Source organism: Flavobacterium sp., assembly GCF_043720215.1.
GTDB lineage: Bacteria > Bacteroidota > Bacteroidia > Flavobacteriales > Flavobacteriaceae > Flavobacterium.
In genome coordinates, this window is record NZ_JAYSSZ010000090.1 from 1 (window position 1) to 13,847 (window position 13,847).

At 34.9% G+C, this 13,847-nt stretch carries 13 protein-coding genes; 11 read left to right on the forward strand and 2 right to left on the reverse strand.

Annotation, left to right across the window (positions count from 1 at the left end):
- The 8 genes from ACHZC3_RS04350 to ACHZC3_RS04385 all read left to right on the forward strand — a co-directional run.
- Positions 1-349: T9SS type A sorting domain-containing protein (locus ACHZC3_RS04350; protein WP_394758658.1), on the forward strand; the 349-nt coding region annotated here is incomplete at its 5' end.
- A 2-nt stretch (positions 350-351) separates the two neighbouring features.
- Complete coding sequence (locus tag ACHZC3_RS04355) at positions 352-1,857, forward strand: hypothetical protein (RefSeq protein ID WP_394758659.1); 1,506 nt, start codon at positions 352-354, stop codon at positions 1,855-1,857.
- A 55-nt stretch (positions 1,858-1,912) separates the two neighbouring features.
- Entirely contained in the window at positions 1,913-4,168 is a 2,256-nt protein-coding gene (locus ACHZC3_RS04360) for a tail fiber domain-containing protein (protein ID WP_394758660.1), read from the forward strand.
- A 16-nt stretch (positions 4,169-4,184) separates the two neighbouring features.
- A complete protein-coding gene (locus tag ACHZC3_RS04365; protein WP_394758661.1) occupies positions 4,185-5,897 on the forward strand; it encodes an ELWxxDGT repeat protein in 1,713 nt (570 codons plus the stop codon).
- A gap of 362 nt (positions 5,898-6,259) precedes the next feature.
- Complete coding sequence (locus tag ACHZC3_RS04370; RefSeq protein ID WP_394758662.1) at positions 6,260-6,652, forward strand: hypothetical protein; 393 nt, start codon at positions 6,260-6,262, stop codon at positions 6,650-6,652.
- Between the two features lie 59 nt (positions 6,653-6,711).
- Positions 6,712-7,773, forward strand: coding sequence for an NHL repeat-containing protein (locus tag ACHZC3_RS04375; RefSeq protein ID WP_394758663.1), 1,062 nt, complete (start codon positions 6,712-6,714; stop codon positions 7,771-7,773).
- A 31-nt stretch (positions 7,774-7,804) separates the two neighbouring features.
- Positions 7,805-9,184, forward strand: coding sequence for a hypothetical protein (locus ACHZC3_RS04380; RefSeq protein WP_394758664.1), 1,380 nt, complete (start codon positions 7,805-7,807; stop codon positions 9,182-9,184).
- A gap of 70 nt (positions 9,185-9,254) precedes the next feature.
- Positions 9,255-10,616 carry a hypothetical protein gene (locus ACHZC3_RS04385; protein ID WP_394758665.1) on the forward strand — a complete coding sequence of 454 codons (1,362 nt, stop codon included), beginning with the start codon at positions 9,255-9,257 and terminating at the stop codon, positions 10,614-10,616.
- 198 nt (positions 10,617-10,814) lie between these two features.
- On the opposite strand, the gene ACHZC3_RS04390 is transcribed toward ACHZC3_RS04385, so the two are convergent.
- A complete protein-coding gene (locus ACHZC3_RS04390) occupies positions 10,815-11,216 on the reverse strand; it encodes an RNA recognition motif domain-containing protein (protein ID WP_394758666.1) in 402 nt (133 codons plus the stop codon).
- Between the two features lie 121 nt (positions 11,217-11,337).
- On the reverse strand, positions 11,338-12,027 hold the full coding sequence (locus ACHZC3_RS04395) for a DUF6252 family protein (protein ID WP_394758667.1): 690 nt from the start codon (positions 12,025-12,027) through the stop codon (positions 11,338-11,340).
- A 178-nt stretch (positions 12,028-12,205) separates the two neighbouring features.
- On the opposite strand from ACHZC3_RS04395, the gene ACHZC3_RS04400 reads away from it, so the two are divergent.
- The 3 genes from ACHZC3_RS04400 to ACHZC3_RS04410 form a co-directional block, all read left to right on the forward strand.
- On the forward strand, positions 12,206-12,787 hold the full coding sequence (locus ACHZC3_RS04400; RefSeq protein ID WP_394758668.1) for a 30S ribosomal protein S16: 582 nt from the start codon (positions 12,206-12,208) through the stop codon (positions 12,785-12,787).
- A gap of 16 nt (positions 12,788-12,803) precedes the next feature.
- Positions 12,804-13,328 carry a ribosome maturation factor RimM gene (gene rimM, locus ACHZC3_RS04405; RefSeq protein ID WP_394758669.1) on the forward strand — a complete coding sequence of 175 codons (525 nt, stop codon included), beginning with the start codon at positions 12,804-12,806 and terminating at the stop codon, positions 13,326-13,328.
- A 54-nt stretch (positions 13,329-13,382) separates the two neighbouring features.
- Positions 13,383-13,847, forward strand: a 465-nt coding sequence (locus ACHZC3_RS04410) for a tRNA1(Val) (adenine(37)-N6)-methyltransferase (protein ID WP_394758670.1), incomplete at its 3' end; no start/stop codon positions are given.

The following is a 13,847-nucleotide window of genomic DNA, read 5'->3' on the forward strand; positions in this document are numbered from 1 at the left end:
AATAGATTACATTGCGGCTACAGGAACAACTGGTTCTGTAAGTCAAGGTCTGCAACAACCTTTTGAAATTTCTACTTTGAGCGGCGAAGAATTTACACAAATAAAGTTGCAGATGATGGTTTTTCCAAACCCAACAACATCGTTTGTAAACTTAAAAATTGAAAACTATGATTTTCAGGATTTAACATATCAATTATTTGATATTAATGGTAGAGAAATTTCAAATCAAAAAATTACCAATACTGAAACTAAAATTCCTTTGGAAAATTTATCGTCAGCCATTTATTTTTTGAAAGTGTCAGAAAACAGCAAAATCATTAAAACTTTTAGAATAGTAAAAAACAACTAATTATGAAAAATTCAATACAAAATATCGTAAAAATAACACTTCTTTTTTCTTTGTTCTTGACTCTTTTTTCTGCACAAGCTCAAGCGCCACAAAAAATGAGCTACCAAGCAGTAATTAGAAATGCGAGTAACGCCTTAGTTGTAAATACCAATATTGGAATGCGAATAAGTATTTTACAAAATTCTGCAATAGGAACGGCTGTATATTCAGAAACGCAAACTATTACAACCGATTCCAATGGATTAGTAACGCTACAAATTGGAAATGGAACTGTTATGACTGGGATTTTTGCAACCATAAATTGGAGCTCTGGAATTTACTTTATAAAAACCGAAACTGATCCTAGTGGTGGGACCAATTATAGTATTGTTGGGAGTAACCAACTTTTGAGCGTGCCATATGCATTAAGTAGTGCCGATAACAAATGGACAACTAATGGTGCTGCTATTAGTAACAATAATTCTGGACATGTAGGCATTGGAACAGCAACACCAGCTACACCATTAACTGTAAAATCTAATACACCTAATGTCGCTACTTTTGATGGAGGCAACTCAATGTGGGTAACGCTTGCAGAAAATGGCGTCAATCGTGGTTATGTAGGAAGTTATGCTGGAAATCCTGAAGATGTTGAATTGGGAACTTATGGAAGCAACGCTACTGGATCAACCCATCTTTCCACTATAAATGTTCCAAGACTTACAGCTAAAAGCAATGGTGATATAGGTATTGGTACAACAACTCCTCAAAAATATGGATATCCTACAACTGATAAAGTACTTGAAATAAAAAATCAGTTGAGTAGCAACAACAGCCAGCCACATTTGATTTTATCTACAAATGGCACAACAGGTTCTGCTGGAACTATTAGTTGGGCTGATAATACAGCATTTGAGGAAAAGAAAATGGCATCAATCGGAGGTCTTATTGATGATGGCAGTCTCTTTGGTCAATACAATTCAAGATTGGGTTTCTCAACAAGAGAACCTAATGGTCAATTAACTGAAAAATTTGGAATAAGCGGAAATGGTTCACTAATAATTAATGGTAATAAAGGTGTCAAAGGACAAGTATTAACAAGCAATGGTCCAAATTTTGGTGCTAGTTGGAGTTCGGTTGGAACAATTATTAAAGCCGTACAAGGAAATTTTGCCAGTCTAAATCTTTCTGGATTCAATACGGTTGATTTGCCAGATTCTCACATTGGCTTTACCACAACAGTTCCTGTAAGAGTCATATTAAACTATGAAACAACAACTTCAAAACCATGCTCGATAGGTTCCTGTAATACAAAATGGGAACTTCAGGTTTTTCAGGGCGGCATTATTAAAACATTTGGAATCATAGGTGCTAATTATTCTGGAGACAGTGTTCCCACATCAGCCTCAATTGGTCCACATATAGTTGACTTACAACCTGGACAGCACACATTTCAATTCAAAGCTAAAAACATTTTTAACGATCCACAAGTTGGTTTTCGAGCGTATGCAATAATAATTCCTCAATAATACCAATTAAAAACATTGACTTTTAAGAATTAAGAAATCTTTTAAAACTAAAATTATGAAAAATTCAATACAAAACATCTTAAAATCTTTGCTATTGCTCACTGCAATCTGCTCACAGAACTCGGTTTTCGCTCAAGCATATACTCCTCAAAAAATGAGTTATCAAGCTGTAATAAGAAATACGACTAACACTCTTGTAGGAAATACAAATGTAGGAATGCGAATAAGTATTTTACAAGGTTCAGCAACAGGAACACCAACTTATGTCGAAACACAAAATGTTACAACTAATATTAACGGACTGGCAACATTACAAGTTGGCAATGGAACAGTCGCTACTGGTGTTTTTTCGGATATAAATTGGGAGTCTGGAATTTACTTCATAAAAACCGAAACCGACCCAGCAGGTGGAACCAATTATACTATTGTAGGAACAAGTCAATTGTTGAGTGTGCCGTATGCTTTGTATGCTGAAAATAGTAAAAATTCTTGGAATACCAAAGGAAATTGGGGTACCAATGCAGCATCAAACTTTATAGGAACTAATGATGATAATGATTTGGTTTTCAAAAGAAATGGCATATTGGCAGGTAGAATAAGCAATGACAATGTATCTCTCGGAAAAAATGCTGCTTTAAACAACACAACAGGTGCGCAAAACACGGCAATTGGTTCAGGCGCACTTTATTTTACAACCACCGGAATAGATAATACAGCAACGGGCTTCAATGCACTTGCAACAAATTCGACAGGAATTGGAAATACTGCTCTAGGATCATCGGCATTAGGTTATAATACAACTGGCTCACGAAATACAGCAATTGGATTATATGCTTTAGGTTCAAACACTATAAGTGCTGGAAATACTGCAATCGGGGTTAGCTCACTTGGATACAATACTACGGGAAACTATAATACTGCATCAGGCTTAGAATCACTTTATAAAAATACAACAGGAATCGCCAATTCTGCTTTTGGAACAAATGCCCTTTTTTCAAATATAGATGGTAGTAACAATACCGCGACTGGTTTTGGAGCTATGTTAAACAATACTTCAGGAAGTTTAAATGTAGCCAATGGTTACAATACTCTTTCTAATAATACTACTGGTTATGGCAATACCGCATCTGGAGTTGAATCAATGTTCAGTAATACCACTGGTAATTCTAACGCAGCTTATGGCAGAAGTTCTCTTCGGTTTAATTCAACTGGAAATGAAAACACAGCAATTGGTGCAAATTCTCTGCAATACAATACCACAGGAAACAACAATACTGCAACTGGTTATTTTGCATTAAACGCCAATACAACTGGTGGGTTCAATACTGCTTTTGGTAATCGTACACTTGGGTTTAATACAACAGGATTAAACAATACGGCTTTGGGTACTTTTGCTATGTACGCAAACACTACTGGTGGTGCCAATACTGCAATAGGTATGAGTTCTTTAGAATTGAATACTACTGGAACTAATAATACTGCAACAGGATTTAGTGCATTAAAGTCGAACTCGGTAGGCTATCATAACACCGCAATAGGTGGAGAGGCATTAAAAGCAAATACATCGGGGGCATTAAATACGGCAAATGGAGCATTCGCGTTACAAAACAACACAACAGGTTTTTATAATAATTCATTTGGTTATCAATCGTTAGTTTCAAATACAACAGGGAATGCAAATATTGCAATGGGAACAGAAGCGCTTCGGTCAAACACAACAGGAAGCAGCAATACTGCTCATGGGCATTATGCCTCATATTCAAACATCACAGGTAGCAACAATACAGCGTTAGGGAGTCAAGCTTTATATACTATTGCAACGGGTGATATTAATACTGCTCTCGGAGGTAGTGCACTTAATTTATTGACGGCTGGATCAAATAATATAGGTATAGGTTTTGCTGCAAATGTGCCCAATGCCACAGGTTCTAATCAAATTCGTTTAGGAAATGCCAACATTACTTATTTCGGTTGCCAAGTCGCATTATCAGTAACCTCAGACAAACGCTGGAAATCGGATATTAAAAAATCTTCTCTTGGTTTGGATTTTATCAACAAACTAAATCCTGTATCCTATTTCAGAAATAATGATGATTCCAAAAAAGTAGAATACGGTTTTATAGCCCAAGAAATAGAAGCAACACTTAACCAATTTGAAGCTAAAAACAACGCCATCATTACTAAAGACGATGCTGGAATGTACAGTGTGCGTTACAACGATTTGCTGGCACCAATGGTAAAAGCCATTCAAGAGCAACAGGCAATTATTGATAAACTAACCAAACGTATTGAAGCATTAGAGAAAAAATAATTTAAACTTTAAAGTTATGAAAACAATATTTTATTTTTTAATTACAGCGCTTTCATTTGTATTTAATTGGAATGTATATTCTCAACAACCTTATATGGTCAAGGATATTAATCCTGGAACAAATACTTCGTTTTCGTATGATCCAAGTTTTACAAAAATTAATTCAACCCTATTTTTTGCTGCTAATGATGGTGTAAATGGATTTGAATTATGGAAAAGTGACGGCACAAATGCAGGAACTGTTATGGTTAAAGATATTTATCCAGGCTACCAGTTTGCTAGCGTACCTAATAATTCTGACCCATTCAATTTAACGAATGTTAACGGCACTTTGTTTTTTACAGCAAATAACGGCATTAATGGCAGTGAACTTTGGAAAAGCGATGGCACTGAAGCTGGAACAGTAATGGTAAAAGACATTAATATTTACCTTAATTTTTCAGATGGAAATTCAGATGCAGCAATGTTTACAGCTGTTAATGGAGTACTATATTTTAGATGTAATAATATCGACAACGGATATGAATTATGGAAAAGTGATGGTACAGCAACTGGTACCGTAATGGTTAAAGACATTTATACTGGCAATAACTCGTATGGTACACCAAATAGTTCCGTTCCTTACAGCTTAACCAACGTCAATGGTGTTTTATTTTTTGGAGCAGTTGACGAAATAAATGGCATTGAATTATGGAAAAGTGATGGTACAAGTGCAGGAACTATAATTGTTGGAGGTCAGCCAGGTTTACAATCAAGCATTGGCTCGTATCCGTTTTTGACTGATGTAAATGGAACATTGTTTTTTGTGGGAGAAGACACTACTAATGGAAGAGAATTATGGAAATCCGATGGAACAGCGTCAGGAACTATGATGGTAAAAGATATTTTTCCTGGTAATAATGGATTTACTGCTAATAATTCTACGCCTTGGAGTTTAGTCAATATAAATGGGATTTTATTTTTTAGTGCCTCAGATAGTGAGGTAAATTCTAATAATCAAAACTCTGAATTATGGAAATCTGATGGTACTTCAGCAGGAACAGTAAAAGTTAAAGAAATTAGAACTGGTACCTATAACTATGGTTCATTTCCTAATAATTTAACAAATGCAAACGGCACTTTATATTTTTCTGCAAATGATGGAATTAATGGTATTGAATTATGGAAAAGCGATGGTACAGAAGCAGGAACTACTATGATAAAAGATCTTTATGCCGGTGTTGGAGGTTCAGAACCTGGTCAATTTACAAACATAAATGGTACGGTATATTTCGTTGCAAATGATGCAATTATTGGTCAAGAGCTATTTAAAACGGATGGTACAGCAAGCGGAACTATTGGCTATAACATTAGATTTTTGAGTGAAAGTTCCTCTCCAGAAGGTTTAATCAATGTGGCTGATAATTTATTTTTCAATGCTACTAATGGCGGACAAAATGGTAGAGAGTTATGGCGTTTAGAATTAAACACACTTTCTATAACTAATAACGCCAAAAATGAAACCAAAATTAAAATCTTTCCCAATCCTGTCAAAGATATTTTAACCATTCAAAATTTAGAAAATCTTTCTATTGATAAAATTTCAATTACCGATTTAACAGGTAAAAAAGTTTTAGAACAAAATACAAATTCTAATACCATAAATGTCGAAAAACTACAAAACGGAATGTATGTGCTGCAAATAATTTCAGATGGAAAATCTACAGTTTCAAAATTCATTAAGAATTAACCCGTTGGGTGCAATTAGTTTTTGACGTTAATTTTCTGTCAGTTCGAGTGATTTTCGATAGAAAATCGTATCGAGAACAAAGAAAATTTCTTTAAAAATGGTTCTCGATACATTTTTTGTTCCGTTTCTCTGCACAAAAAATACTCGAACTGACGTTTTTAATAATTGCACCTAACAAATTAAGAATTAAACTAATAAGAAAAACTCCTATGAAAGTAGGATACTCAAAATCATTATTTAATAGGAAAACCACACATTTACAACGCTTTAATTTTACAGTATTAAATCAATTAAAAGTAAAAACGAAAGATTCATCAATTCATTCTTTCAAAAAAAATTAACTAACTAATTTAAAAAAAACTATGAAAAATCTTAAAATAATTATGATTTCTATTATTACAACAATATTAGTCAGTTGCTCCAAAGACGATGCGCCGGCTCCATCTCCAAATATTTTAGCTGTAACCACTGACTCGCCAACAGGAATTACAGATACCCAAGCAACACTAGGAGGTAAAGTTGTCTCCGATGGTGGAAGCCCAGTAACACGAAAAGGAATTTGCATCAGTTTAACCATAAACCCAACTATTGACGACCCAAACAACGACGATGTCATAGAAATGGGCACAGGCATTGGAGCGTTTTCAGATACTTTTACAGGATTTCCAGCTAGTACTACAGGACACGTGAGGGCTTTTGCAACCAATAGTAGTGGTACTGTTTATGGAGAAAACAAAACATTTACAACCCTTTAACCATAATAATTAGTTATAATTTAAGATAAAAACACACCCTTTTTAAAAACACAAATCTTATGAAAAATTTCAAAATAATTCTAATCCTTACCATTGTATCTCTTATAGCAAGTTGCTCTAAAGATGATTCACAAATTGTCGAACCAACGCCAAATCCACCAACAATTCAGGTTACCACTTTTGTAGGAGGAACACAAGGTTCTGACGATGCACAAGGTATTGCTGCAAAATTTAATAAACCCACTGGCATCGCAATAGACAATTCTGGCAACATATATGTCGCAGACTATGGTAATCATAAAATACGAAAAATAAGCTCTACGGGGATTGTCATGACACTTGCAGGAAGCACCGCAGGTTTTGCAGATGGTACAGGTACAGGTGCAAAATTTAATGGACCAAGTGGCATTGCACTAGATGCATCTGGAAATGTATATGTTGCAGATTCTGAAAATCAAAAAATTAGAAAAATTACTCCAGCAGGAATAGTTACCACATTGGCAGGAAGTACCTATGGTTATACAGATGCAACTGGTACTGCGGCGCAATTTAAGTTTCCTGTTTCCATAGTATTAGATCCTTCTGGAAACGCTTTTATTGGAGAAATAGATAGCTACAAAATAAGAAAAATAACTCCCGCAGGTGCTGTTACTACTTTTGCAGGAAGCACCTCTGGATTTCAAGATGGTACAGCAACAACAGCACAATTTGGTTTTATATTTGGCATTTCAATTGATGCCAGCGGTAATTTATATGCTGCTGATTCTGGAAACCATAAAATTAGAAAAATAAGTCCAACTGGCGTAGTTTCAACTTTGGCAGGAAGTACGTCAGGTTTTGCAAATGGAACGGGCGCTTCTGCACAATTTAATTCTCCAAGAGGAATTTTCGTAGATAGTTCAGGTGCTATTTATGTGGCAGATACAGATAATCATAAAATTAGAAAAATCAGCGCAACTGGTGAAGTTACAACCTTAGCTGGAAGTACAATTGGTTTTACTGATGGATTAGGTTCAATAGCGCAATTTTCTTCCCCGTCAGCATTGATAAAAGACAGTAACGGAAATATTTATATTGCAGATCGGGATAATAATAGAATTAGAAAAATAACTATAAACTAACCTAATTTAAGTAAACTTTAAAACAAAAACTATGAAAAATTTCAAAATAATTCTAATCCTTACCATTGCAACTCTTATAGCAAGTTGCTCCAAAGACGATGCACCAACTGCAACGCCGAATGTTTTGTCCGTAACTACCGACACCCCAACAGGAATTACAAGTACAGATGCTACCCTAGGCGGCAACGTTGTGTCTGATGGTGGAAGCCCAGTAACCCGAAGAGGAATTTGTATTAGTTTAACCATAAACCCAACCATTGACGACCCAGCTAATGATGATGTTTTAGAAATGGGTGCTGGCTTAGGAGCCTTTTCAGACACTTTTACAGGATTACCGCCAAACACCACAGGACACATAAGAGCTTTTGCTACCAATAGTACTGGTACTGCTTATGGAGAAGACAAAGTCTTTACTACGCTCGGTGGTTGCCCTATAGTAAATGTTACTGCTGGTATAGCTGCGCCAACCACTTGGACTACAGGAAATGTTTATGTAATCAATAGTTCTGTAACGGTAACTTCCACTTTAACCATAGAGCCTGGAGTGGTTATAAAATTAGGACTTGCAGGAAATATTAGAGTTAATAATGCTGGTAAAATTTTGGCTAACGGAACAGCAACTAATAGAATTGTATTTACCTCCATTGCAGATGATTCTGTTTGTGGCGATACTAATGGTGATGGCAATGCAACCACACCTCAAAAAGGCGATTGGTTAAATTTGTACCTAAACGGCGGTAATGGGCACATTTTTGAAAAATGCGATTTTAAATATGCTGGTGCAAACGACGGCGGTTATCGTTGTGCAGTGCTAATTTCTGTAGCTGGTGCCTCTTTTTCTTTTGACAACTGTATTTTTGCACACACAGCTTCTAGCACCGGTTTTACAAGTCAATTTGCATTTTATGGTGGTGCTTATATGAAAGATGCTGCTGTTTCGGTTTTTACAAATAACATTTTTTACGACAATAACATTCCTATTTATTTGAATGGCACCTATTCTCTAAACCCAAATAATTCTTACTATAATCCTGCAAATCCAGCTCAAAAAAATGCCAAAAATTGTATTTGGGTATATCCTGATGGGGGTAACAATATTTCAGTAAATTATAATGAAACTGAAGTTGCTTATGTTATGGATGGTTACTTACAAAAAAGTACGGGTTCTATGAATATTGGTCCAGGTGCCATAATGAAATTTCCACAAGGCAATACGTATGGGCTTAATGTTATCAATTTATCACTTGATGTAACGGCTTTTCTTACTTCTATAAAAGATGATGCTCGTGGTGGCGATACTAATGGTGATGGCAATGCTACCGCACCAGCTGCCAACGATTGGTATGGATATTACAACCGAAATACTGCAGCTTGGGCAAATGGAACCAATATTTTGTATGCCCAAAATTAAATAACAAATTAATCCAGATTACAAAAAATTAGTATAATTTGTAATCTGGATTTAATTTTAAATGCAAATTATGAAAAATATAATTTCACTTTTACTGATCCTTTCTTCAATAAATATGGTCGCTCAAAAAGAAATTTTTGATATTGCAACGTATACCGTTCCACAAGGTTGGAAAAAACAAACATCAGAAAGCACACTTCAATTTACAAAAGAAGACACAAATTTAGGTATTTACTGTGCCATTACTTTATTTAAATCGATGCCATCGACAGCAACGACTGCAGAAAATTTTGATTTAACTTGGAAATCATTCGTAAAACAAATGGTTTCTGAAACTGCCGAGCCTCAATTACAACCTACTGAAACTGAAAATGGCTGGGAAACCAAAACTGGTTTCGCTACTTTTGAAGTTGAAGGTTCTAAAAATGTAGTTTATTTAATCACATCAAGCGACAAGGTAACGATGATGAGTATGCTTATTTTGACCAATAGTGATGCTTATCAATCCGAAATCACCAATTTTATAGCATCGATAATTTTAAAAAAATCAACTAATGCTACTAAAAAACCAATCAAAAACATAGTAAAAACTGAAAAGTTGGTTTCAAATACAAAAAATGATGGTTTTGCTTTCACAACTACCAATTTTGATAATGGTTGTAATAGCACAGTCAAAGAAGATTGGGTTGAGGTTACAAAAGAAAATCTAAAAGTGGTACTTCACTATCCAAATAAAGCCGTAGATGATTACAGTTCTGACTTAATGGCTGGTTTAAAATATGCTTGGGATATGCTTGTTGCACCAAAATACAGTAGAGCAACCAATATGGAATTTAAACCTTTATACAGTTGGCAATCCATAGAATTTGCAGAAGCAGAAATGGTTGAAAAATCGACTGGCAAAACAGTGTATGTGGTATTTTTTAAAAAACATTATAATAATGGTTCAGGACGATATGTTGAGTTTATTGCAGCCGATAAATTTTCTTTTGAAAAAGAATTTGGCGCCTACACAAACCAAGCATTGGCATCAAGCTGGGATAAAATGGCAAATATGACTAATTATAATAAATTTGCGGTTGCTGCAAATGACTTAAAAGGAAAATGGACCAGCAATTTTTCTGGAATGACACAATATGTAAATGCGTACACTGGCGCTAATGCAGGTGCTAATACACATGCTTCAAATGAGAGCTTTGAGTTTGGTGCGGGAAATACTTACAAATGGGATCTTGGTGTTGCTAGTGGTTTTGTGGGCAATATAAAATTTCAAAGCGTGAAATCGAGTGGCAAGTTTACTAATCTTAATAATTGGCAAGTAAAATTTAGCGATATCGAAGGAAAACCAAAAAGCTACAATGTTCAATTTTCTTGTATAAAAGGAGCAAGAGTTTTATGGATTGGCGAAACAGGTTTTGGTAAACAAGAATAATTTAATATGGATAAAATATAATTGGATGTTTTTTGATAAAATTACAAGTTCAATGAATATTTGAATTATGCTGTGTTGTTTTTTAAAATCGTCTTGTTTTAAACACTATTATTTTTTTGGAATAGTTTTAACTATATATAAAAACAAAAAACCATTCGTGAAAACGAATGGTTTGATATATTTTGAAAATAAGTTAGATTAGTATCCGCCTCTGTTTCCACCACGGTCGTTAGAACCACCACGGCTGTTTCCACCACCGTAACCACCGCTACGAGAATCTCCACCACGGCTGTTTCCACCTCCACCATAACCACCACCACTTGGGCGACTGTTATTGAAGCTTTTTCTTTCGCCTTCTGGTTTTGGCTCTGATTTGTTTACTACAATAGCACGACCATCAACTGATGCACCATTTAACTCATCGATAGCTTTTTGTCCTTCTTCGTCATTTGGCATTTCAACAAAACCAAATCCTTTGCTTCTTCCTGTAAATTTATCAGTGATAATTTTTACAGATTCTACAGCACCATAAGCCTCAAAAGACTCTCTTAAATCTGCTTCCTCGATACTCCAAGGAAGACTTCCAACAAAAATGTTCATATATTATATTTATTATATTAGGACAAAGGTAAGTTATTAATATTCTAAATTACATTATGTTGCTGTTTTATTTTCAAATAAACTATAAATCAGCATTTTACAACCATTAAAAAAATTGAAATTAATTTACTGGAACCTTATAAAAAACGCCTTCACGACAAAAAGCCGTTTGATTATTTCCAGAATCGAATGCTGTAAAATTAAAATTACCTGAGATAGTAGCTCCATCATAAGCAGTTATTGTAATTTCTCCATTACTTTTTGTAACATTATCTACTACAAATGTTGCATTAGCACCACCACCAGTTATAGTTACTAAATCTCCAGCTCTATAATTTTCTCCTGGATCATTTACTGAAACATCTGTAACCGCACCACCAGCATCAGCTTCTATATTAACCTTTAGCCTTGTTCCTGAACCGCCAATTGTAACCACTAAATCTGAAGTAACATAACCTGTTCCTCCTGAAAAAAGCGTAACATCATTTGCTGGAGCAGAAGTAATACCTGTCGTATAATCGAAACTGTTTGAAGCACTCTCTAATGAATAGGAAACAAAACTTGATGATGTTATTGTTCCTAAAGTTCTTGTTCCTAATGCTGTAGAATTTAATGCTAAGTCTAAGCTTTCACCTCCAAAAATTCCTTTTATAGTTATTGATCCAGACGCACCTTTAGTTGCAGACATGTTTGTAGCCTTCCATAATGTGTTGTTGATTAACCCTTGAAATCCAGGATTGTTAAACTCGACATTTTTTTCGCATGATGTTAATGTAACAACTGAAAGAAACAGAAATATAAATTTTTTCATTTTTAGCTTGAATTTAAGCTACAAAAATAACCGATTACAATTAAAATCCTATTAAATGCAAAAAATATTTGAAGCAAAAAACGAAAAATGAACACTTTAGCTTTAGGTATCAAAAAAATATGTATATTTGCACCCTTAAATAATCGAGGTCGAGTACCTCAAAATTAATCAGAAGATTATGTCAGTAAAAATTAGATTACAAAGACACGGTAAAAAAGGAAAACCTTTTTACTGGGTAGTAGCTGCAGATGCACGCTCAAAAAGAGATGGTAAATACCTAGAAAAAATTGGTACTTACAACCCAAACACAAATCCTGCAACAGTAGATTTGAACCTTGATGCTGCCGTACAATGGTTGCACAACGGAGCTCAACCAACTGATACTGCTAGAGCAATTCTTTCTTACAAAGGAGCTTTACTAAAACACCACCTTGATGGAGGAGTTCGTAAAGGAGCATTAACACAAGATCAAGCTGATGCAAAATTAGCTGCTTGGATTGAAGCTAAATCTGGAAAAGTTGATGCTAAAAAAGATGGTTTAACTAAAGCACAATCTGATGCTAAAGCTAAAGCATTTAAAGCTGAAACAGTTGCAAACGAAAAACGTATTGCTGCACAAACTGAAGCTGCTAAAGCTCCAGAAGCTGTAGTTGAAGAAGAAGTTGCTACTGAAGAAGTTGTTGAAACTGCTACTGAAGTAGAAGCAACAGTTGAGGAAACTCCAGCTGCTGAAGAAAACACAGAAGAAACAGAAGCTTAATATTTATTTTTGCAAGATGCGTAAAGAAGATTGTTTCTACTTAGGTAAAATTGCAAAAAAATTTAGTTTCAAAGGGGAAGTTCTTATCTATTTAGATACAGACGAACCTGAAATGTATGAAGATTTGGAATCAGTTTTTGTTGAAGTAAACAAAAATCTGGTTCCATTTTTTATTGAAAGTAGCAACCTACACAAAGCTGATTTTCTTCGTGTTCGTTTTGAAGACGTAGACAACGAAGAAGAAGCTGATGCTATTATGAATTGCGAAGTGTATCTTCCGCTAAAAATGTTACCAAAACTCACAGGTAACAAATTCTATTTTCACGAAGTAATTGGTTTTGAAATTGAAGACAAGCGTGTTGGCGTTTTTGGAAAAATTGTTTCTATTAACGACAGTACAGCACAGCCTCTTTTTGAAGTTCTAAACGGAGAAGTAGAAATGTTAATCCCGATGATTGACCATTTTATTGTAAAAATAGATAGAGAAAACAAAAAAGTCATCATGGATTTACCTGAAGGTTTGGTAGAAATGTATCTTTAGAAAAAGTTGATTCGGTTATTTGGTTAATCGGTTATTCTTTAATCATCAATCTCAATGTTTTCATTCAAACAATTTTCTGTTCAACAAGACAAAACAGCCATGAAAGTAGGAACTGACGGCGTTTTACTTGGCGCTTGGACTCCTATAAACCATAATCCAAATTCTATTTTAGATATTGGTACAGGTACTGGAATTATTGCATTAATGTTGGCACAACATACTTCAGCTGAGCAAATAGACGCTTTAGAAATTGATGAAGACGCTTACGAACAAGCCACTGATAATTTTGAAAACTCTCCTTGGAGCGACCGTTTGTTTTGTTACCACGCAGGTTTAGACGAATTTGTCGAAGAACCAGAAGACGAGTATGATTTAATTGTTTGCAATCCGCCATTTTACACCGAAGATTACAAAACCGACAATGAGCAAAGAGATTTGGCTCGTTTCTCAGATGCTATGCCTTTTGAGGAACTAATAGAAGCGGCTGATTTATTACTGTCTGAAAACGGAATTTTTTCT

Coding starts and splice junctions, on each gene's coding strand:
- ACHZC3_RS04355 (WP_394758659.1), top strand. CDS start 352: ATGAAAAATTCAATACAAAATATCGTAAAAATAACACTTCTTTTTTCT.
- ACHZC3_RS04360 (WP_394758660.1), top strand. CDS start 1,913: ATGAAAAATTCAATACAAAACATCTTAAAATCTTTGCTATTGCTCACT.
- ACHZC3_RS04365 (WP_394758661.1), top strand. CDS start 4,185: ATGAAAACAATATTTTATTTTTTAATTACAGCGCTTTCATTTGTATTT.
- ACHZC3_RS04370 (WP_394758662.1), top strand. CDS start 6,260: ATGAAAAATCTTAAAATAATTATGATTTCTATTATTACAACAATATTA.
- ACHZC3_RS04375 (WP_394758663.1), top strand. CDS start 6,712: ATGAAAAATTTCAAAATAATTCTAATCCTTACCATTGTATCTCTTATA.
- ACHZC3_RS04380 (WP_394758664.1), top strand. CDS start 7,805: ATGAAAAATTTCAAAATAATTCTAATCCTTACCATTGCAACTCTTATA.
- ACHZC3_RS04385 (WP_394758665.1), top strand. CDS start 9,255: ATGAAAAATATAATTTCACTTTTACTGATCCTTTCTTCAATAAATATG.
- ACHZC3_RS04390 (WP_394758666.1), bottom strand. CDS start 11,216: ATGAACATTTTTGTTGGAAGTCTTCCTTGGAGTATCGAGGAAGCAGAT.
- ACHZC3_RS04395 (WP_394758667.1), bottom strand. CDS start 12,027: ATGAAAAAATTTATATTTCTGTTTCTTTCAGTTGTTACATTAACATCA.
- ACHZC3_RS04400 (WP_394758668.1), top strand. CDS start 12,206: ATGTCAGTAAAAATTAGATTACAAAGACACGGTAAAAAAGGAAAACCT.
- rimM (WP_394758669.1), top strand. CDS start 12,804: ATGCGTAAAGAAGATTGTTTCTACTTAGGTAAAATTGCAAAAAAATTT.